At 36.1% G+C, this 20,975-nt stretch carries 15 protein-coding genes, 1 tRNA gene and 2 pseudogenes; 9 read left to right on the top strand and 9 right to left on the bottom strand.

Translation table 11 applies throughout. The annotated features are described in order from the left end of the window. The 3 genes from D5R40_RS20850 to D5R40_RS20840 all read left to right on the top strand — a co-directional run. Window positions 1–554: calcium-binding protein (locus tag D5R40_RS20850; protein ID WP_375339398.1), on the top strand; the 554-nt coding region annotated here is incomplete at its 5' end. 457 nt (window positions 555–1,011) lie between these two features. Beyond that, complete coding sequence (locus tag D5R40_RS20845; RefSeq protein WP_240041629.1) at window positions 1,012–1,362, top strand: pentapeptide repeat-containing protein; 351 nt, start codon at window positions 1,012–1,014, stop codon at window positions 1,360–1,362. Window positions 1,363–1,618: 256 nt separating this feature from the next. Then, a complete protein-coding gene (locus D5R40_RS20840) occupies window positions 1,619–2,005 on the top strand; it encodes a pentapeptide repeat-containing protein (protein ID WP_240039046.1) in 387 nt (128 codons plus the stop codon). 355 nt (window positions 2,006–2,360) lie between these two features. On the opposite strand, the gene D5R40_RS20835 is transcribed toward D5R40_RS20840, so the two are convergent. Next, window positions 2,361–2,852: a hypothetical protein gene (locus tag D5R40_RS20835; protein ID WP_124155141.1), complete on the bottom strand. Its 492-nt coding sequence runs from the start codon at window positions 2,850–2,852 to the stop codon at window positions 2,361–2,363. Between the two features lie 205 nt (window positions 2,853–3,057). On the opposite strand from D5R40_RS20835, the gene D5R40_RS20830 reads away from it, so the two are divergent. Next, window positions 3,058–3,597 carry a DNA cytosine methyltransferase gene (locus D5R40_RS20830; RefSeq protein ID WP_161564604.1) on the top strand — a complete coding sequence of 180 codons (540 nt, stop codon included), beginning with the start codon at window positions 3,058–3,060 and terminating at the stop codon, window positions 3,595–3,597. 337 nt (window positions 3,598–3,934) lie between these two features. Here D5R40_RS20830 and D5R40_RS20825 read toward each other — a convergent pair whose 3' ends face one another. The 5 genes from D5R40_RS20825 to D5R40_RS20805 form a co-directional block, all read right to left on the bottom strand. Then, window positions 3,935–8,494, bottom strand: a complete 4,560-nt coding sequence (locus D5R40_RS20825) for a tetratricopeptide repeat protein (RefSeq protein ID WP_124155140.1) — start codon at window positions 8,492–8,494, stop codon at window positions 3,935–3,937. Window positions 8,495–9,421: 927 nt separating this feature from the next. Beyond that, entirely contained in the window at window positions 9,422–12,307 is a 2,886-nt protein-coding gene (locus D5R40_RS20820; protein ID WP_124155139.1) for a tetratricopeptide repeat protein, read from the bottom strand. A 112-nt stretch (window positions 12,308–12,419) separates the two neighbouring features. Then, window positions 12,420–12,758 carry a hypothetical protein gene (locus D5R40_RS20815; RefSeq protein ID WP_124145818.1) on the bottom strand — a complete coding sequence of 113 codons (339 nt, stop codon included), beginning with the start codon at window positions 12,756–12,758 and terminating at the stop codon, window positions 12,420–12,422. Window positions 12,759–12,875: 117 nt separating this feature from the next. Next, on the bottom strand, window positions 12,876–13,091 hold the full coding sequence (locus D5R40_RS20810) for a hypothetical protein (RefSeq protein ID WP_124145819.1): 216 nt from the start codon (window positions 13,089–13,091) through the stop codon (window positions 12,876–12,878). 99 nt (window positions 13,092–13,190) lie between these two features. Beyond that, entirely contained in the window at window positions 13,191–14,126 is a 936-nt protein-coding gene (locus D5R40_RS20805) for a calcium-binding protein (protein WP_124145820.1), read from the bottom strand. A gap of 1,841 nt (window positions 14,127–15,967) precedes the next feature. Between D5R40_RS20805 and D5R40_RS20800 the strand changes: the two genes are divergently transcribed. Then, a tRNA-Ser gene (locus D5R40_RS20800) sits at window positions 15,968–16,057 on the top strand. A 67-nt stretch (window positions 16,058–16,124) separates the two neighbouring features. Here D5R40_RS20800 and D5R40_RS20795 read toward each other — a convergent pair. After that, window positions 16,125–17,054, bottom strand: a complete 930-nt coding sequence (locus D5R40_RS20795) for a serine hydrolase (RefSeq protein WP_124145821.1) — start codon at window positions 17,052–17,054, stop codon at window positions 16,125–16,127. Window positions 17,055–17,257: 203 nt separating this feature from the next. Between D5R40_RS20795 and D5R40_RS20790 the strand changes: the two genes are divergently transcribed. From D5R40_RS20790 to D5R40_RS42750, 4 genes are all read left to right on the top strand, one after another. After that, on the top strand, window positions 17,258–17,968 hold the full coding sequence (locus tag D5R40_RS20790; RefSeq protein WP_124145822.1) for a C40 family peptidase: 711 nt from the start codon (window positions 17,258–17,260) through the stop codon (window positions 17,966–17,968). A gap of 114 nt (window positions 17,969–18,082) precedes the next feature. Continuing rightward, a complete protein-coding gene (locus D5R40_RS42760) occupies window positions 18,083–18,238 on the top strand; it encodes a hypothetical protein (RefSeq protein ID WP_161565033.1) in 156 nt (51 codons plus the stop codon). Between the two features lie 19 nt (window positions 18,239–18,257). Next, window positions 18,258–18,470 (top strand): transposase, encoded by a 213-nt coding sequence (locus D5R40_RS42755; protein WP_124154631.1) that lies wholly within the window; start codon window positions 18,258–18,260, stop codon window positions 18,468–18,470. Between the two features lie 79 nt (window positions 18,471–18,549). After that, window positions 18,550–18,690 carry a hypothetical protein gene (locus D5R40_RS42750; protein WP_161564357.1) on the top strand — a complete coding sequence of 47 codons (141 nt, stop codon included), beginning with the start codon at window positions 18,550–18,552 and terminating at the stop codon, window positions 18,688–18,690. A gap of 152 nt (window positions 18,691–18,842) precedes the next feature. On the opposite strand, the pseudogene D5R40_RS42745 reads toward D5R40_RS42750, so the two are convergent. Both D5R40_RS42745 and D5R40_RS39885 read right to left on the bottom strand, forming a co-directional pair. Next, a pseudogene (locus D5R40_RS42745) lies at window positions 18,843–20,029 on the bottom strand (IS630 family transposase). 538 nt (window positions 20,030–20,567) lie between these two features. Beyond that, window positions 20,568–20,753 (bottom strand): annotated as a pseudogene (locus tag D5R40_RS39885) (IS1 family transposase); the annotation flags it as partial. Between the last annotated feature and the right edge of the window lie 222 nt (window positions 20,754–20,975).

Here is a 20,975-nt window from a genome sequence, read left to right as displayed (position 1 = left end):
AGAGTGATGATGTTATTGATGTTTTTGAAATAAGTGATGCTGAACCTGATTCATCTTTCGCAATTATGGGTTTGGCAGGTGACGATGAAATATCTGGTGGTAATGCTACAGATATCCTGAGTGGAAACGAAGGTGATGATATAGTTAGCGGTCGTGACGGTGAAGACTTAATCAGAGCTGGAAAAGGAGATGATATATTAATAGGTGGCAAAGGGGATGATATTATCATTGGGGATCATGGTGCTGATATCCTGACTGGTGGTTTAGGCGCAGATAGCTTTATTCTGCGAGCTGATATTGTTGATGGTATAGATGAAATAGACCAAGCTGACTTGATTACTGATTTTAATGTCGCAGATAACGATCAAATTGTCGTGATTGCTAATTTCATTCCTTCTGAAGGATTAACTTATGAATTATTCGATGATGACACAGTAATTAGACTGTCTGACAGTGGATTTATATTAGGAGTAGTTTCAGATACTTCCATAGAAGAAGTTGAAAATAACATTGTTGCAGTAAGTGCTGATGATTATGCTCTCCGTCTTGGTTAAGGAATGGTAAAATTAAAAGAGTTATTTAGTTCGCTAGACAATTTTTACATATTATGATTATGTTTTAAAGTTGTACTAGCGAATTTTATATTGTATTGATTTTGAATAAAGTTTCTTTTTTATAGTAGAAGGAAGAAGTTTGATTATTTATATTCTGTTGTTTGAGCTGTTTCATAAGTCAAATACAGTAATGGCACTATAGCAAGGAACAAGTTGATTAGGACATAGACTGATGATGAACCTTACCCAGGAAAATGCTTTTCCAATATTCCATCACGCCTAGTGCGCTACCAGGTGCGTTTGCCGCCGACGCTGGGTTGCACCACTGTTCCCTATTGTCTCCTATACATACCAAGTATAGTTGATCGAACAAATTGATAATTTTTTCCTGTTCTGGTATTTTCTACTTTCAGAGGTTCAAAAAAATGTAATTTAAGTTCAATCAAAATAACGAGATATGATGAAATTTTTAGCCGCTATTACCTTAGTCATTTCTTTAATTTATTTTAGTTTATCCGCACCAGTTATAGCAGCTAATTCTGAAGATATTAATCATCTACTACAAGATAATTGGTGCGTATCATTTTTATGGAAACAGTGCGATTTAAGTGAGATAGATTTACATGAAACTAATTTAAACAATGCAAATCTTTCGGGTGCTAATTTAACTGGTGTAAATTTTCAGGGTGCAGATTTGAATGGTGCTGACTTTTCGGGAGCTAATTTAACAGGAGCTAATTTAACAGGAGCTAATTTATCTCAACGTTGGTTGAAGACCCGCGCTCTCCCTACGGGAGAGCGTCGCTAATTTATCTCAACGTTGGTTGAAGACCCGCGCTCTCCCTACGGGAGAGCGTCGGGATGAAAACCAATCAATCTTGCGGTTCTTACAATAGTATGCTATACTCAATAAAATAAGGCTGCTGGACTAGCAGTGTCAGTCTGTGGAGCGACCGTAAGACCGAAAAGAGGTTCGGCCTCGGAGGCAGGTGCTATGAAGCAGAAAGCCCCTATCAGTGATGTTAGGGAATCCCGCGCTGTCACGCAAGTGCAGCGTCGGGAGGATGTCAAATAGAGCAGATATTAATAGAGCTAATTTAACAAATTCAAACTTAAGTAACACTCGTTTGTTGGAAGTTGATCTAACTTTAGCAAATTTAAGTAATGCTAATTTAGTGAATGCTAATTTATCAGAAGCAAGACTGTGGGGAGCAAGTCTAGAAGGAGCTAATTTAAGCAATGCTATTCTCCGTGGTACTAACTTAGAATATGCCAATCTTGCTGATACTAATTTGAGTGGAACAGATTTTCATAGTTTCTCTTTCCGGGGTTATAAACAAGAAACTAATTTAAGTAATGCTAATTTGGAAGGTGCAATTATTACTGATGTAGATTTAAATGGAGTAATTCTGAGAGGAACAATTATGCCTGATGGCTCAATTAATGAGTAATATTATGTCAGGTTGAATAGTTATAAATAACGAGGGAGGTGTCAGGAGTTAGGGGTCAGGAGAAAGAAAGGATAAAAGTGCGAATTATCTGGGGAAATTCCGGCATTTTATGTCTGCATTGAATGGAAGTAGAAAGTGCGATCAATGTATAACCGGATTTTAGATCAGGAGTCAGGAGGGAAGAAAAAGGGAGAGGAGAAGAAAGTTTTTGATCACGCTATTATCCGGACATGATCTAATTGGTAATTAGACAAATTTAATATCACATATGATGGGTAGGTTTTTTTTAGGTAAATTCTGGAAAAATCAGAAAATTATATTCACTCAACCTACCCCTAAAATAGCTAGACTTAATTTATCTATCAATTCTTGTCATTCTCACTGGAATACAACCAGAATAATCAGAACAATTCCTCATTTGCCAATTACCACGACGACCTGACTCAACATAAAAAGTATCAGGTTGATAAGCACGGTTGATCGCATTACTACCAGGATAAGTAGGTCTACTACCCTGAAGAGTATAACCATTAGCATCTGGAACCATATTCATTTGTTGTTCGGCATAAACTTTTCTACCATTTGGCCCAGTGACATTGACAATCATAGTTCCAAAATTTCCATCCATTCTTAAACGTCCCCTGTGTAACCATCCATTTACTTTCCATTGCAAATTCCACACTCCATTCATCCCTTCGTTGATTACATCTGGACTTACACTTTTTTGCCGTATTGGTTCTGCAAAAGCAACTTTCGTGGGAATTATAGTTGCAAATGACAAAGAAGTAGCAGTTAAAGCAACTAAACTAAGGCTAATAATTTTATTTAGGTTTGTTTTAATAGTCATAGGAAAAATTATCCTGAAATTCAGTGACTTATTTCTTTTTTATACTTCTAAGGTTAGATAGTAAATTCCGGAAAAACCACAGGCAACTCATTCAGAATTTGGAGAGGTTTTAGGTACAGAAAAAGCAATTACTATTTGGCAAGCAATATCCGATCTACCTCAAGTAGGAATTGGGGAAAAAGTAGGGATTTTTGATTATGATAAATTGGCTGAATTTGCATATCAAGTTTGGTCGAGAGAAGGGAGTAAAAATGTAGAAAACCACACAACTCAAAATCATAGTCAAAGAGTTTTAGAAAAAATTAGTTCTGTTCCTATGGGAGAAGGAATGAAAGTATTTATAGATAAGTATGAAGAGAATAAAGTAACTTATTGTGGAGGATATAGAAGGGCAAAAAAGCATATACCTTCTTATACTGTTTATTGGACAAGAGGAATGACTTCTATTCATCCTGAAGAAAATAGATTTTTATCTCCTAGAGAATGCGCTCGTATTCAATCTTTTCCTGATTACTTTATTTTTAAGGGTACAACAATTGAAAACTATACACAAATTTGTAATGCTGTACCACCACTTCTAGCAAAAGCATTTGGTTGCTACATCATTAAAGTTTTAACAGGTGCAGAAATTAATCCTATTCCTTGGCAGTTCTCTAGTAGGGATAATCATCAAAACTACAGAGGGAAAGTTGATAGCAAAAGTGAGGATAATAATTTTCCAATTCAGTTAAAATTACCGTTTTAAATTAGACATCTCCACCAAATCAGGGAATAGGGAGAATTAATTGATAATTTATGGATGAAGAATTTTTCTTAAAAGAGGGAATAGGAAATACTCATTGATTTGAGACAAATATCTTGATTATTTTTCCTTTTTCCCTCTTCCTTCTTCCTTCTTCCTTCTTCCAATTCAGTTAAAATTACCGTTTTAAATTAGACATCTCCACCAAATCAGGGAATAGGGAGAATTAATTGATAATTTATGGATGAAGAATTTTTCTTAAAAGAGGGAATAGGAAATACTCATTGATTTGAGACAAATATCTTGATTATTTTTCCTTCTTCCCTCTTCCTTCTTCCTTTTAAATCAAACTAGGACATTTCAAATTCACCATTCCCAGTCGCACATGAGAACCATCTTGGAGAATAACTTCTAAGGAGATTTTCATCTCTGGCGCAAATTCAAGTACTTCTAATTCTCCCCAAAAACCACAATATTTAGCCTCTGGAATTTCTGGATGAATTTCTCCTACGTCTGGACGATGTAAATTAGCAGGAATTTCTTTGATTATTTTGCCCGCTACAATTAATTCTACTGTAACTGGAGGAGATGTTTTTCCTACTACCCATCCTCCAATACAAATGGAACTAATATCTTTTTCTACTCCTGGTTTTGGTACATCTATAGAACATTCTACTATTTCTGGATCTTTTTCATATAAAGAAACACTAACTTCGACATTTGTTTTAATCCTTAGACTGAAGTCTTCTTGTTGTCGAGTTAGATGAGGGTTATAACAAGGGTCTTTATCTATTAAATGTTTCCATCTTTGCTTCATCTTTTGAATTTCTTGTTGGAAACGTAATTGTTTTTCTCCTGTATTTTCTACTCCCCGACTTTTCGATTCATGGTGATACAAAACAGCGTGAGGTACATAAATATTTCGATAACCTTTATCTATCATTTTCAAACATAAATCTACGTCGTTAAATGCTACAGCTAATTCTTCATCAAACCCACCCATTTCTTCAAATACTTCTCGCCGACACATTAAACAAGCGGCAGTTACGGCAGAATAATTATTCACACAAATAATTTGACCATTGTATCCACTATCAGTAGGAGAAAAACCTCGATGACTATGGTCTGCTACGCTCCGCATTCCTAATACTACTCCGGCGTGTTGAATTGTATTGTCTGGGTATAATAATAAAGTACCGACTGCTCCTATTTTTTTTCTTTGTGCTTGTTCGACCATTGCTTCTAACCAGTCAGGAGTTTTTACTTCTGTGTCATTATTTAAGAATAGTAAATAATCACCTTCTGCTTTTTCTGTGGCGAAATTATTGAGCTTTGAAAAATTAAAAGGAATATCATGTTTATAACATTTGAAACGTTGTGGTTCTTGATTTTTCCACGCTTCGATAATAGCTTTTGTTTCTGGTTCGTTGCTGCCATTATCAATCAAGATTACTTCGTAATTTGGGTAAGTTGTTTTGCTAAAGATTGACTCTAGGCATCTATCTAAAATGTCTCCTAAGTTTCTGGTGGGAATGATAATACTGACTAGCTTTTTCTCTGGAATTTGATAACGAATTTGATAGAAACCAGGATGTTGAGGCAGATTATAAATTGTTCCTTTTTCTCCTCGTCTTTCTAATGCTTCTGTTAATGCTTTTTTGGCTGTTTCTACTGAAATTATCTGATTTATTGCTACTCCATTTTCGGAAATTCTGTTGTGATAAAGTATTTTGGGAATGTGGAATATTTTTTGACTTTTTTCGCTTAAGCGCAGAATTAAATCATATTCATAATTATTTTCATATCCTGCTCGAAAACCGTTCAATTTTTCTAGTAATTCTCGGCGATATATACATAGATGACCAGTGTACATTCGAGATAAAAATGAGTCTGGACACCAATCTGGTTTAAAGTATGGTTGAGTTAATTTCCCTTCTTTTGTTAATTTATCTTCGTCTGAATAAACCATATCTGCTTCTGGATGTTTATTCAGAAATAGCGCCATTTCATAGAGGGCGTCTGGGGTTAAAATATCATCAGAATTTAACAGGGTAACAAAATCTCCTGTTGTTAATGCTAAGGCCGTATTTAAGTTTGTGGCAATATCTCCACTTTCATCTTTTAAGACTAATTTGACTCTGTTATCTGTTTCTAGATTTTGTGGAAGTTTATCGGCAATATAACAGATTTCCCAGTTTGGATAAACTTGATTTATAACTGATTCAATTGTCTCTTGGCACTCTGGATATGTTGTTTTTTCTGGCAAGATAATACTAATTAATGGTTGATATCGAAAGGTGTCTAAATTTTCCGACATCTTCTTTAGTTTTTCTGAACTAGGTAAGTTGGCTTTGAGCCATAATTGATAGATATCTTCTCTTTCAACTACAGGAGAATTTGAGGGAAAAATAACACTTGCTTGTTCATTACTTACTATTTCCTTTTCCCTTTTCAAAAGAGCGACATTTTCCTGTTGCTTGTTTCCTATTTCCTGTTCCCTTAAAACTTTTTTCTTAGGTAATATATTTTCTAACTGAGCTTGAATTTCAGGGTCATCTGGATTAATTTGTAAACCTAACTGATAAAAGGCGATCGCTCCATGAGTTTTCCCTTTTTTTACTAATGTATTGCCTAGTTGTAAATAAAGTTTGTGGTCTTCTGGTTTGATTTCTAATGCTTTATGATAAAGCTGTTCATTTTCTGGGTTATTTTCTATGGCTTTTTCGTACCATCTTATGGCTTCATCTAAATCTAATTGAGCCCGTTTTTTCAGGGCATCTCCTAATTTTTGATAAGCTTCTGGTAGGTCTGCTTTTAATTCTATGGCGCGACGATATGGGTCTATTGCTTCTTGCCAATTTCCGGATGACCACAAGGATTTTCCTAAGTTAATATAAGACCAAGTAAAGTCAGGATTTAGTTCTATGGCTTGACGATAAGGTACAACAGCTTCTTCCCATTTTTCGAGTTTTAATAGACAGTCTCCTAAGTTATTATGAGACCAAGAAAAGTCAGGATTTAATTCTATGGCTTTGCGGTATGCTTCAACAGCTTCTGACCATTTTTCTAAATTCTTGAAAGCTTCTCCTAAGCTATTGTGATACCAAGAATTATCTGATTTTATTTCGCTTGCTTTTTTATATACTTTGGCAGCTTCTTCCCATTTTTCCTGTTGCGAGAAAATTTCCCCTAGTTTGCCATAGGGAATATCAAATTCTGGATAATTTTCCGTTGCTTTACTATAAGCTTGAACTGCTTCTTTTACTTTTCCTTGTTCTTGGAAATCTTCTCCATATCTATAGTAAATTTCTCCAATTTTTTCCTTGATTTCTATTTTATTTGGCTCTAGTTGTTTGGCTTTTTGATAATTTTGTAAAGCTGACTCTAGCTGTCCTTGATTTAATAAAGCATCTGCTAATTTTTCGTAAGGTTCTACATTATTTGGATTAGCAGATATGACTCTTTGATAACAAGTTACCGCTTCTTCCCACCGCTCGTTTTGAATTAAAATTTCTCCTAATTTATAACTAGCTTCTACTAACTGTGGCTTTAACTGAATTGCTCCTTGGTAACAAGCGATCGCCTGTTCTAATTGACCATTTTCATTCAGAGTATTTCCGGTAAATAAAAATTCTTCTGCTGTACCTTTTTCTGGTTCTAGTCTTAATACTTGAAATAAACATTCTGCTGCTGTTGCTGACTGATTAATTTGAGTATAAATTTTGGCTAAGTTACGATATGCCCCAGCAAATCCTGGTTTAATTGCGATGGCTCTTCGATAATATTGTATGGCTTTTTCCCACTGTTGTTGTTGAGCAAATATAGTTCCTAAATTTGCATGAACTTCTACAAAATCTGGTTTAATTTCTAATGCTTTTTTGTACCAATCTAATGCTGGTTGTAATTTACCCATAGCTTGTAGAGAATTACCGATTATTTTATAAGCTTTGGGTTCTGGTTTAATTGAAATAATTTTCTGACTTAAAGTAATTGCTTGTTGCCATTTTTTCTGATTCACATAAGTCTCTGCCACCATCATATAAGTTTCTATATCTTCAGTATTAATGGTAGTCACACTTGGTTGAGGTGAAATATTATTTGTCTGTTCTGCTGCCGCAAGGGTATCATTAGCATTTGCTTGATGATTATTTAAACTGCCAACTAAAGTATCTTGTGGTTCTAATTCTTTACTAGAAATTAAATTATATTCACTAGCTCTAATATCTGTTGAAGTTTCTACTTTTGTATTGGTATTAGTTGCTCTAAGTTCGATAGCTTTGCGCAAACAAACTGTCGCTTCATCTAAATTCCCCTGCTTTTTTAAAGCTTCTCCTAAATTTTGATAAGCTTCTACAGAGTTAGTATTTAATCTAATAGCAATTCGGTAACAAGATATTGCCTCATTTAAACCACCCTGTTGCTGTAGATTTTTACCTAAATTAAGAATTTCTTCTAGGGTAGCTTTTTCAGGTTCTAGGGAAAATGCTTTGTATTGACAATATGTAGCAGATTTTTCGTTACCCAAACATAACCATACTTTTGCCATATTGCGATAAACTCCGGCAAAATCTGGCTTCAAATTTACAGCTTTTTGATAATAGGATATTGCCTCTTGCCATTTTTGCTGCATGGCATATAAACTGCCGAGATTAGCATATACTTCCGGCCAATATGATTTAATTTCTAACGCTTTTTTATAGTAATTTTCTGCTGCTTCTAATTTTCCTTTTACTTGCCAAATATTACCTAAAGTTTTGTAGGGTGGAGCATAATTTTCTTCTATTTTTATAGCTAATTCACAAGAAGCGATCGCCTCATCAAATTTTTTTTCGGCTACATAAGCTTCTGCTTTTTGGTGGAATTTTTCTGCTGCGCTTTCTGGAGGATTTGTTGATGACATTTTATCTCTTTTTTTTGCTACTATGAATTAAGTTAATTTTCGGCTTGACTCAAAATTTAATTGAAAAGCGGGCAATAGTTTCTATTTTTATTCCTTTATTTTTGACCCTCGTAACTTCAGTTATCAGTTATCAGTACCTCCTGTAATAGTGAGGCAAGAAAATACGGAATTCTCTTTTCTCTTGGTTGATTAGATATTGCGAGGAAATCTCGCCATTTCTCGACCGCTTTTTATCTCCTTAAAAGGGTAGACTTGAGACCTAATTTTTTTGTCATTATGCTCCGTAGGTGTTAGTTTTATGGAATAGACGATTAGTTGTAGGTAACAAGACTTTACCTAACACTATCTCTTTGTAATGATGAACTTAATAATTTTTTTTACAGTCTTATTTTACCAATCGTTATCATCTTTTATTCAGGGTAACTTCATAGATAAATTGTATAATATCACGTTATGAGGGGCTAGTTATTAAATAGGAGTCAGAAGTCATATCATGTCCGGTAGCATCGGTATTGTAAGCGCGAAGGTAAGGAAGAAGGAAGAAGGAAGAGGGAAGAAGGCTTAAAAGCTTGAAAAAACTTAAATTTCCTGTAGATATTCACTTTTGGTTTTACACAAACGCGCCCCAGCGGACATGATATCAGGAGTAGGAATGAATGGTTTTTATGCTATTTTTTAGTATTAATTAGGACTTGCTGATTAATTCTCAAAGCATTGACATATAAAGGCCAGTATCTTTTGAGTTTGAAAAAAGTGCCAACTTTTCAGTCTAATATAAAATCTGGTTATACGGATGTTCTATTGAATATGAATTGAAAAATTCATGCTATTCAAATTCTTTCTTTCTTTGTGCAAACTAACTCCTGACTCCTGACTCCTGACTCCTGACTCCTAAAAAATAACCTATTTATTTGTAGCAAATATCTATCAAATTGGTATAATACCTACAGCTTGAAGCATTAAATTGAGTGACCCTAAGTTCACCAAAATATCTTCTACAAGGGAACTTTCATACATTAAATTTCTAATAGGATAACAACTAAATGCTTCACCTACTAAAAAGTAATGTTCAAGTCCTAATAATTGGCTAATATGCCAATAGTAATATCTGAGATAGTTGGGCGAGAAAAGTTCAATAACTTTGGTCTCTGGATTACAGAATACTATATTTGTCAAACCACTTCCATGAGGAGCAACTATAATTTTCGCATGAGCAAAGGTAGCAATTTGACTTTCTAGGGACATAGACTCTGGAGTAATACAGGTAAAACCAAATTTGCTTAATATCTCTACTACCTCTGGTTCATTCATTACTCGACGATACCTAGCATTACTCCTACTTATGTATATTCTTTCTGGCAACCCTGACTTCTTAATAATTCTTTCTTCGAGAAATGCTTCCCTCAAAAATTTTACTCCCCACGGTTGTAACCATCCTAAATAACTAGGATATGAAGGGACGACTAATTCTTCTGCTTGAATGTAGGGATGGCGATCGCTTGCCAATATTTTCTCTTGGGGAATACCAAGAATTTTTAAGGTCTCCCGTTGAAAAGGTTGTTGATAATTATTAACCAAAAACCAATCTATCTCTTCTAATTTTATCCCCTGACGTAATATCTCTATTCTTGGCAACAGGTCTACTATCCAGTGAAAATACACATTTCCCGACAGTACTGATAATACTGCCACTTTACCATGAATTTTCTCTAGAGATGGAAGTTCTTCTAAACCAAATATTCGATGTTTACTTGGGTCATGGTTGGTACATCCTGGTAATGGGGATGGATACTCCCTAGAAATATCTGCCAGTAAATAGTTGTCTGGAGTCATAATGGCGATCGCGTAACATAGTCTCCAGTAATTTTTCTTGGGCATAACCCAAGTTCTTCCCTCTGGTACTATTGTGACGAAATTGGGAGTCTGGGAAATTTTCAGAAAGTGAGGAAAATTCGACAAACTATTTTTTGAGTCTTTTGTCAAGGAGGGTATATCCCCTTTTTTTGCTTGCTTGAGGAAAGAGCTTTTTTTCCCTAAACTCTGACTCAAAAAATCCGTATCTTGGCTAAACCCACTTCTACCATTGAGACTATAAACTGCTGGGGCGAGGTATTTGACTTCAAAATACTGATAAATTTCCCATAAACATTTACTACAATTTAACCCATGACATTCTAAATTTTTCTGCTTATTTTTAGAGCTTAATTCCTGAATTGAAGGTTTAGTAATTTCTTCTATATCTTCTGTTGTGGATTTTTCTAATTTTACTTCTATATATCTTGGCCGAACATTGTTAGTATCTAATTGATCGATCCAATCTTTTGTAGATAAATATAATCCTTCTAATTGTTGATAAGGCTGAAGATTATTGTTGAATATCTGCGAATCTAATATTATTGTTTTTTTAGATAAAATTTTACTGTAACAATCTATCGCTTGCTCCCATCGCTGTTGCTTTTCCAGAACCTTTCCCAAATCAAAATAAATACTTATCGTCTCAGAAACTCTATTTTCACTTAATAATATTTGGATAGCTACCCGATAACTAATAATTGCTGGATTTAACCGTTTTTGTTTAACTAAACAATTCCCTAATAAACAATAAATCTCTGGTAAATTTGCCTGAACTTGTAAAGCTTTTTGATAAAACATCTCTGCACTAGCATAAGACTCGTTTTCCATCAAAACATTGCCAAAATGAACATAATATTCGAGCAAATATTCAGATGTTTTCCGATACTGCTGCTGAAAACTTTCTGAATAACTATCTAATTTTTGCAGCTCCCTAATAAAATTAAAACCAGCCACCTTTGTCAAAAACAACTCATCAGATACTATCTCCTCCGCATTCTCCAACTTCGCCTCCCATAACCGACAAAAACCATCCACAAATTGATGATTAATAATCGCCTTTTGTAAATAAAGAAAAGCAGCCTTAAACCTCCCTATACCCATCAAAGAAAAAGCACAATCACTATAAACTAATACATTATCCTCCTCAGACTTTAGTCGAATAACCTCTTCAAAACATTTTACCGCCAACTCATGCTCCCCAATAACCTGTAATACCTTACCCAAATTATAATGCGCCTTAATCAAACTAGGATTTAACTCTATAGCACGACCATAAGCAGCGATCGCTTGTGCCGGATTTTCTGTTGATAAAGCATGACCAATATTATTATATAAATCTGCTGAGTTTGGTTTTAAACCTAACCCCTGCCGATAAACTTCAACAGCTTCTGACCTTCTATTCAAATCCGCTAAAACACCACCTAAATTATTATAAGCTTCTACAGAATTAGGCTTGAGTGCGATAATTTTTCGATAAATATCAACTGCTGCTTGATAATTTCTTTGCAACTCAAAAACAATACCCAAACTAAAATAAGCCTTAATATAATTCGGCTTCAGAATAATAGCTATTTCATAACATTCTATAGCAGCTTCTAAATAACCAAATTGATGCTTTATATTACCCAGATTATAATACACTTCTGGCCATTTTAACCCTAAATTAATCCCTTGTTGATATTGACTTGCTGCTTCAATCAACCACTTTTTCTGACTATATAATTGACCAAGAAAAGCATGAACTTCCGCATATTCTGGCTTAATCTCCAAAGCTTTTGTATAAGAATACATAGCTGCCTGAAAATCGCCTTGAACTTGATAAATTTCCCCTAATATTCTGTAGGCATCCTCAGAATTTGATTGTAATTTTAAAACTTCTTGACAGGTTGCTATAGCTTGACTTAATTTACCTTCGCTCAAGTAGAGTTTTGCTAATCTGAGATATTCTTCTATTCCCATCCTTAGCCTAATAGTTAATCATCTCAAATAGTTGCTGGAGATATGCACTATAATCTTTGATTTAGTGCCGGGAGGAAAACAACCAGCAAATAAATGACTTTCCTCCGTTTACTTAGAACAAATTTAGCTGTTCTCCATTAGTACCGCTAAACTTCTTCCTGGATTTTTTTTCTTTCGGTTGTACCTCTGATATGCTTAACTCAGAAGTATCAAATATATTTAACTGAACTGGACTAGGTGAAATATCAATTATTTTATTGAAAAGGTTAGTAGTTTTCTGTTTGATTAATTCGCCAAATCTATAAGTGTACCCATCTGATTTGTGCAAGTGTTGACAATATTTATAACCAATTCCTTGTACAGTTTCAGTCTTAGTTTTAATATTGAAACTGCCAGTTTTTCTGACTGCAACTCTACTAGAATAAGTACCAATCTTGTTGCTTTTAGTCACAACTGCTTTCACAAGATCGCCAGTTTGAAAACCATAGAATGATTTCTGTCTGAACTTAGGTGCAGTTCTAGGAAAAAAATATTTATCATTTTCTTTGTGGGTTTAATACCCCACCGTCTACACGGTGTTCAAAATTACTTGGGATTCTAACCCCAAGTAATTTTCCTCCTGTCTCCTGTCTCCTGTCTCCTGTCTCCTGTCTCCTTCTTCAACTAACTTAACCATTTGGCGAGAACCTCTACCCATTGCTTTAATTATTAATAGTTGATAGTTCTGAATATTTAAACTATCTGGGGTGGAAAGACCAACACAAGTTGCATCAGTCCAATTCACTAAAAATTTATCCCCCCTAACCTAATTTTAGAGGGGAGTCAGAATTCTCATTCTAGGGTTATACCGATATGTTAAACCGCATCTATATATTAACCAGACTTAGAAGATTTCAAAGTCAGTGTTTTGTAATGGGTTATTCCCATCATATACAGTCTCATCAACCTTGGCAAATTGATTTTCATCACCCACTGATCCTGTTGGGTTATAGTAGACTAAACCATTAGTAGGGTCATATACAATTGCTGCAGAACTTGCTCCATCAACTACAGGGTTGAAATTCTCAATCACTGCAAACTGGTCTGCTGGCAGTGGGTCGCCATTTGGCGTACCTGTTAAAGCATTAAATCTGGCATTTTCAGGAATGAATGGACTAGCAGCGAGAACTATCTTATCTCCTTCACCTCTATTAAAGTCTGTTAGAGTGTCAACTCCATAACTACCATTTGAATTGTACCAGAAGAAGAAATCATCAGCTCCAGCGCCACCGGTTAAAATATCGTTATCCCTAGCTCCTGATATGAAGTCATCTCCAGCACCACCATCAAGAGTATCGTTACCTTTACCTCCATCGATAATATCATTGCCCTCATTACCCTCTAGGAAATCATTGCCCTGATTACCTCTGATATCATCATCTCCCGATCCACCTCGTGCTACATCGTCTCCGCGATCGCTAAAGATAATGTCTTCTCCTTCACCACCTTCTAAGGTATCATTATCTCTACCACCTCTCAGGCAATCATCTCCATCCCCTCCTTGTATAGAGTCATTTCCTCGGTTTCCTTGGATTGAGTCATTGCCAGTACCACCAACGCCAGTATCTTCACCTTCTCCTAATGCCACTACATCATTGCCACCGCCAGATGCTACTATATCATCACCAGCTAAAGCTGAAATTTGGTCTGCACCAGATGTCCCAACTCCACGATCGGGAAATGGTGTATATACTCGGACACGACCTCCATCGGCGATGCCAGTACTTACATCGGTTACTGGATCTGTTTCGGTACCTGGTGGAATTACTACTTGAGTCACTTGCTTACCTCGTTTTTTAGTATTTACTATTACTGATTTATGTTTGATTAGCTCAAAGAGCTAATTTTAGATTCTGTATAGATAACCGTTTTTGTCAACCTATATTTTCATTTCTAGGGACAATTTAGCCCTTGTGAATTAAGACATCACAAGCATAACCATTGTTCCCCATGACTACACCACTACCTAATGTTATAATTCATGTTTTATGAACTAGGCCAGGTTTTTTTCTGCTGCAACAGATACATTTTTTAGAAAGTTATAATTATGTACTGTTTGGTATATTTTTGCATCTTTAAGACTATATATGATTTTGTCTAAATATTACAGATATTTTTTGGCTCAATCTATATGAACCTCCAGAATTTTAACATAGTATGAGCTATTGTCAATTCCCCAATTTGTCGATTAATTTGAAATTCTATAAATAAATTCTGTAGTTACAAGTTAACTTTTGCTTTGAATAACTTCTACAGATTCAGTTTTTTTATATCATATTAAGATCTAAGATTAGCTTTACACAGAAAAAGGTTGAAAGTTCCTAGTCTTTAGGTAGGGGATGAAAATGACGGTGCGATATTTATCCGGCCGAAGTGATAGAATTAAAGTGTGAGTAAAGAAGTTCATCTGCATCTGGAACTGTCCTAGTATAGATAAATCCCGGCATTTAAGAAACAACGGTTGATACATTCAACGGCAGTATGACTATATCACTGCAAGCAATGGCAGGACAGGGAGTGTAAGATTTTGGTATAGTTATAGAAACTCCTGAAAGCTGCTAACAAAAAGTAAGCACAATCTATATGAGTTAATGTCAATACAAGTGAGTGTCTAGGGGCATTTTGACTAGTCCCACCCGGATAAATCTCTGGGTGATAGTTAAGAAAAAGCGAGCAATGTTTATTGATCCCATTGCGTAGCATCCGCTGAGAATCCTTGTCTGTTTAGAGCAGGGAGAAGTCGAAAATTGGACTTGGTATTATTTGCCAATTTATTTAAAGCTACTTGATAGTATTTGTGTTTTTGTACTATTAATATGATTGAATTATGAACTGATCAGGAACAAAATCTAATTATATTCGCCTTAAGCTTTTTTGAACTTAATAAATTCTCAAAGTACCGGTATCTAATTTCTAATTCAGTACCGGGATTAAAACAAAATGAGTCGGAAGCATCCAGACTAATAATTATTGTGCTATGATAATTTGTGTGAAATATGTACTGCGCTCATATTAATGGTGAAAGTCAGCTATCTTTAACTAAGCTTCTACTAAATTATGGGAAACAAAAGCGTTTAAAACTCATTCCAGAGTTAGTAACCATATAACTCTAGGGAGCCGAAAAGTTTATATCTATGAATTTGTTTACTGAGGATTGTGGCAACAAACTCTAAGCTAGAAGTAAAAGATATCAAGATTAAGTAACTAGGAATAGTTGTTCGAGAGTTCAGGTAATCCTTTATTTTTACCTAATCTTTACTTTGGGAAATATAACTTCTATAATAGTCCTGCCATAACCAACAAATATCTGTTATCTCAACGTTGCTTGAAGGCCCGCGCTCTCCTGACAAGGGAGTGTCTTATGGAAAAATAAATCAATGTTGCGGTTTTCTCAATAGTGTGCTATGGTAAATAAAATAAGGCTGGTTACCTAGTATTGTCTAGGGGATATGTCGAATTAGGGACTTACTGTTGATTGACCGTAAGACCGGAAAAAGCCTCGACCTTGGAGGCAGATAAGTTAAAATCAGAAAGCCCTAATCAGCCATGGTTAGGAATCCTGTGCTGTCGCCTAAGGGCAAAGTTGGCAGAATGTCAAAAAAGTAGATAATTATTATTATTGGAGAGGTGGCTGAGTGGTCGAAAGCGGCTCACTGCTAATGAGTTGTACGGGAGAACCCCGTACCGAGGGTTCGAATCCCTCCTTCTCCGTTATAAATATAGTTAAATTAAATAAATTAAAGACATAAAACATAAGAGAAAAAATATTTTTGTTCTTTTATTGTAATTTTTTCATTGCCTCTACAAACCTTTGGGAAATATAAGGCATTATCTTTTCATTTTGACTAAGGTTCTTGCCTTCTGTAAATACAACTAAAAGATATGGCTTAATATTTGGTAACTCAATATAAGCAAAATTATGACGCACTTGGTTGTCCGAGCTTCCTTTGCACCATACTTTAGTATCCTGAGGTAGACTATCGTCCAAAAATCCTATAGATTGTTCCTTACTTCTATCTCTTAATTTATCTTGGCTAGGATTTTTCTTTAACAAGTTCATCATTTTTTGTGAGGCGACAGGAGATACTGCAACCCCACCCACAATACTATGTAGCAAACGAGCTGTGCTATGAGTAGTAACTATATTTCGATTTTCCATCAATAGTCCTTGAAACATCCTTTCTCGACCATAAGGACCATCACACCATGTTTTTTGATTAATATTAATGAATTTTAACTCAGGCCACTTCAGAGATTGAAAATAACGATTGACAAAGTTACGTTGATATTTCCAGGTTTGAAAAGGTCCTGATGATATTTCAGGTCCACTGGTAGTTCCAGTTAAAACATCTACAACTAGACCAGTAGCATCGTTGCTAGAATAAACGATCATATCTCGAATTGCTCTTTCTAACTCTTTTGAGGTTTTGACCATTCCTTTCTCTAACCACTCATAGATAGCTATAAGATAGAATAAATGGACTATTCCAGCAGCATACATTCGTTCATCACCGTGATCGCTCCAACCACGCACTTGCTGTTGCCAAAACTCTGTAGAATTCTTAATATTTCCTGCCATTGGTAAATCGTAGACTAACCAAGTTATCGCAATTTGCTCATAAGTTAATTCCGAAAACTCTATCTTGATTGCCTCTATAATGTCTTTACCCAGAATATTTAACTGTTCATCTCGATCAAAAAAAGTCATATAGAAAAATTAGGTAAAATTTAGAAAAGAGAAAAATACTTATTTAATAATATATGGATTGAGTGAAAAATTCTCTGTTAATTATTCCATAGTTATTGAAAATTAAAGCTATCTTTAAATAATAGTGATTCTGATAACTAAGGTTGTAATTTATATCCATAAAATATTATAATAACTTCAGTAAATTATCCAAGCGAAATTTAGTGTTCGACCAGCAATTATCTAATGTTGTTGAGTATCAGTGCCAAGCTAATATCAATATCTATGATTCTTCTGAGTGCAATATTTTGGTAACTCAAGCAGCAATTGGGCGAAATTTACAAGTTATCCAGTTACAGGAAAAATTCGACAGTGCAATTTTGGTCAAGTTACAAGAAGATGACTATCAAGGGTGGTTAAGATATACAGACATTGATAAAATTCAGCCAACACAAACTCCTTTTCAGCCTCACATTTTTGGCGAGACTGAAATTAGAGAGAAATTACCAGAGGTGATTGCTTTTACCTATAAAGCGATGAACACTTCTAATTATTATCTTTGGGGAGGTACAGTAGGACCTAACTATGATTGTTCTGGCCTTATTCAAGCTGCTTTTGTTTCTGTTGGTATTTGGTTACCTAGAGATGCTTATCAACAGGAAGCTTTTTGTCAGAAGATTTCCTTAGACAAATATCAATTAAATAATCAACTCATAGTCGGAGACTTAGTGTTTTTTGGCACTGGTGAAAAGGCAGATCATGTAGGATTATACCTGGGAGAAGGACGTTATATTCATAGTTCTGGAAAAAGTCAGGGTCGTAATGGCATTGGCATTGATGTATTGTCTGAAGTGGGTGATGAAGTTAGTCAAAGATACTATCAACTATTTCGGAGTGCAGCAAGAGTAGTTAGGAGTTATGGAAATACTAAGTAGGTTAACGTTAAAAATGGTCGTTATCAGAAGGCAACAGGCAAAATGAAAAGGGTTTTAGGCAATTTGACTTTTCGTTAATACTTCGATTGTTGGCGTTGGTAAAGGGATTTCGCCTTGGATTTGGCGGGATTATTAGGAGAAAGTCAACGCCAAAATATTGCTCAAATTACCGACAATATTATCGGCTCTTTATATAAAAATATACATCATTTTATTGCCTATGCCAAATGGGCTGAAAATTCGATAAATGTTAGGGAAGCTTTGCATTAGCAAAGGTCGTTGAGAAATTATGAATCAACATGATCAAACCCGAATTAGAAATGGATGTGCTCTGATTATTGATGATTCTGGCCATCAAAAAAGTGGTAATTTTACTGGTGGAGTCGGCCGACAATATCTTGGAGAAATTAGTACTGCAGACAATGGAGTAGTAATAGTTACAACTCACCTATATGATGGAGTGGGCAGTCTACCTTTGGATTTGGAGTTATACCAAAAGTGATCATCAAATTCCAGATGCAAAACAAGATCAAGAATTTGTGAAAAAACCCGATTGAGCAATCAAGTTAGTCAAAAAAACTTTGTCCAGAAAATATCGACCAGGTATAGTTTTAGTGAATGGAGGTGATGGAAATAATTCGTCTTTTCTACAGGAGTTAGAACAACTGGAACTTAAATATATGATAGTCCTGCATAGTAATGGTAGGATACATATTTTTTAATTTCTCCCACACTCCTGATCTCCCCATCCCCCCATCCCCCCAAACTCCCGGTGCTTCCTTTACCATGACTATGCACCACCACCAAATATATAAGGGGGTTAGCGAAAAATCGTCAGGTAAGTGTTATATCAAATCCGGTAGCATCGGAGTAATTAAACCTGAATTTTCGGCCACCAATGGTACTGGGTTATAGCCTTGATTGCAAATTGCTGTGTTAAAAGAACTTGACAACGCTCAAACAGAATTTCTTCTAACTCTTCGAGGCTGGTAAATGAACGATTTGCGATCGGTTCATTAATTAGAGGCCATAACCTTTCTGCTGGTTGTAATTCAGGCGAGTAGGGTGGTAAATACTCTAAGTGCAAGCCCAAAGGAATCTTTAACTCAGAACTTGTATGCCATCCAGCTCTGTCAATGGTTAAGATAATGTGTTTGTCTTCTCCTAACTGAAATTCTCGTGCAAAGTCTTCTAAAACTCGGTTAAAAAGCTCTACATTAACTTTTGGTAAAATCCAGTAGTAAGTTTCACCATTATTTGGATTCACAAAGCCGTATAACCATAGCCATTGGTATTTCCAGTTAACATTGGCGATCGCATGACTACCCAACTGAGCCCAGACTCTTCTACATATAGGTTTTAACCCTAAGCGATGTTCATCCATTGCCCAGACTTCAACTGTGGCCTCTGGGTGTTTTTGCCCTACTTCTTGGACTTTCTGGTTGAGTTTTTTTTTCCACTGTTCTTGCTCTGTGATCTCCCCTTTGTCATGTGCTGGACGTGGTACTTTTAAACGCATTTCAAAGCTACGTAGATATTCCCACCCTCTTTGAGGATGAATAGGACGTTCCAGATGCTCGCTCATCCACTGAGCTACTTTGGGTCCATTCCTTGAAGAAGGAGACAGGAGACAGCTATACTGGAGACAGGAGGAAAATTACATGGGGATTCGCTCCCCCCAAGTAATGCGTGAACACGACCGTTGACGGTGGGGTATTAAACCCACAAAGAAAATGATAAACCTCCATCTACCGGTGGCTCTTGTAGTGCTTGCCATAGGAAAGCTTGGTCTATTTCTGAGAGTAAGGTCTCCGGCCCCTGATGTTGATGGCGACGATCTTTTAATCCATCAATACCTAATCGGTTATAGCGCCCTACAATTCTGTAAATTGAACCACGCCGATATCCAGTAACCTCAGCCACTTCTTCTACTTTGTGGCCTTTAGCTATCAACCAGAGGATTTGCCATCTAGTTCGTTCTATTGGGTCTTGAGTTTGTCGGTAGAGTTTTTCCAACTCTTCGATACTTTTGTGTGGTTCTAGCTTTAACAATCTCGGCATGGCGATCGCCCAACTCTTACTATTCATCCCTTAATTTATCAGGTTTAATTTTTTTATACCGATGCTACCGGATTTGATATGAAGGGTAAAACTTGCAGTAGGCTTTTCTGTCTTGGCGACAGGATTATGGATTGAGCTTTGGGGATAGGCATTCATTCATGGGGTTGACTGGGCTTATTGATTGGGCTTCCACAAATTCTAGTTTACTTCATAAATCACTTTTTTTTAGTGGTCACTTTTTGGGGCTGGCCTCTCCGATGCGATCGCACCTCTGAGTATTCTATCTCAGGAAGAGGGCATTGCTCCTACTGGTCACTTATTTCTGCCATCCTGCACTAGGATGCCTGAACGGAAATGGTCTACCACAGTCTACAACCACACCTTGTTTTTTTGGTAGTCCTGCATGGTAATGGTGAGGATATATATTTTTTAATTTTTCCCACACTCCCCATCCCCCCATCTCCCCAAATTCCCCTCCACCGGAGGGGTTAGGGGTGGGTCCCCATCTCCCCACACTTCTTTTTCCATTACTATGCACCACCACCGTTTTTTTTTTACCAACAAAGGTTTCGAGTTGATCAAGTTCTCCCACTTGGGGTAGTTCATCTGGGTCATAGGCATCAGGTAAGCGTTCCCCCGTGTGTTTAATCCAATTGATCATGGTTGGATGTGTAATCCCTGTCACCCTGGCAATTCCCCTAATACCCATACCGTTGACATACATTAGACTTGTCGCTTTATAAGGTAAAGTAAAGTTAATAGGGTGTTTGAGATGGGACAATGTTAGATCTGAATCGGGTGCTAAAAGAAGACCGCCTCAGTGCGGGCATTGACTGGACTAAACCGTAAGGCATTGGATGAATTATTACAAGCTTTTTGTGTCCAACTTGACTCGGAAGCGATACGGCGCTCCGCCACCCTCCGCGAACGCTCTTTTGCCAAAAAC

This window comes from Okeania hirsuta (genome assembly GCF_003838195.1).
Lineage (GTDB): Bacteria > Cyanobacteriota > Cyanobacteriia > Cyanobacteriales > Microcoleaceae > Okeania > Okeania hirsuta.
This window is presented reverse-complemented; position numbering and strand designations above follow the sequence as displayed.

Coding starts and splice junctions, on each gene's coding strand:
- D5R40_RS20845 (WP_240041629.1), top strand. CDS start 1,012: ATGATGAAATTTTTAGCCGCTATTACCTTAGTCATTTCTTTAATTTAT.
- D5R40_RS20840 (WP_240039046.1), top strand. CDS start 1,619: ATGTCAAATAGAGCAGATATTAATAGAGCTAATTTAACAAATTCAAAC.
- D5R40_RS20835 (WP_124155141.1), bottom strand. CDS start 2,852: ATGACTATTAAAACAAACCTAAATAAAATTATTAGCCTTAGTTTAGTT.
- D5R40_RS20825 (WP_124155140.1), bottom strand. CDS start 8,494: ATGTCATCAACAAATCCTCCAGAAAGCGCAGCAGAAAAATTCCACCAA.
- D5R40_RS20820 (WP_124155139.1), bottom strand. CDS start 12,307: ATGGGAATAGAAGAATATCTCAGATTAGCAAAACTCTACTTGAGCGAA.
- D5R40_RS20795 (WP_124145821.1), bottom strand. CDS start 17,054: ATGACTTTTTTTGATCGAGATGAACAGTTAAATATTCTGGGTAAAGAC.
- D5R40_RS42755 (WP_124154631.1), top strand. CDS start 18,258: ATGAATCAACATGATCAAACCCGAATTAGAAATGGATGTGCTCTGATT.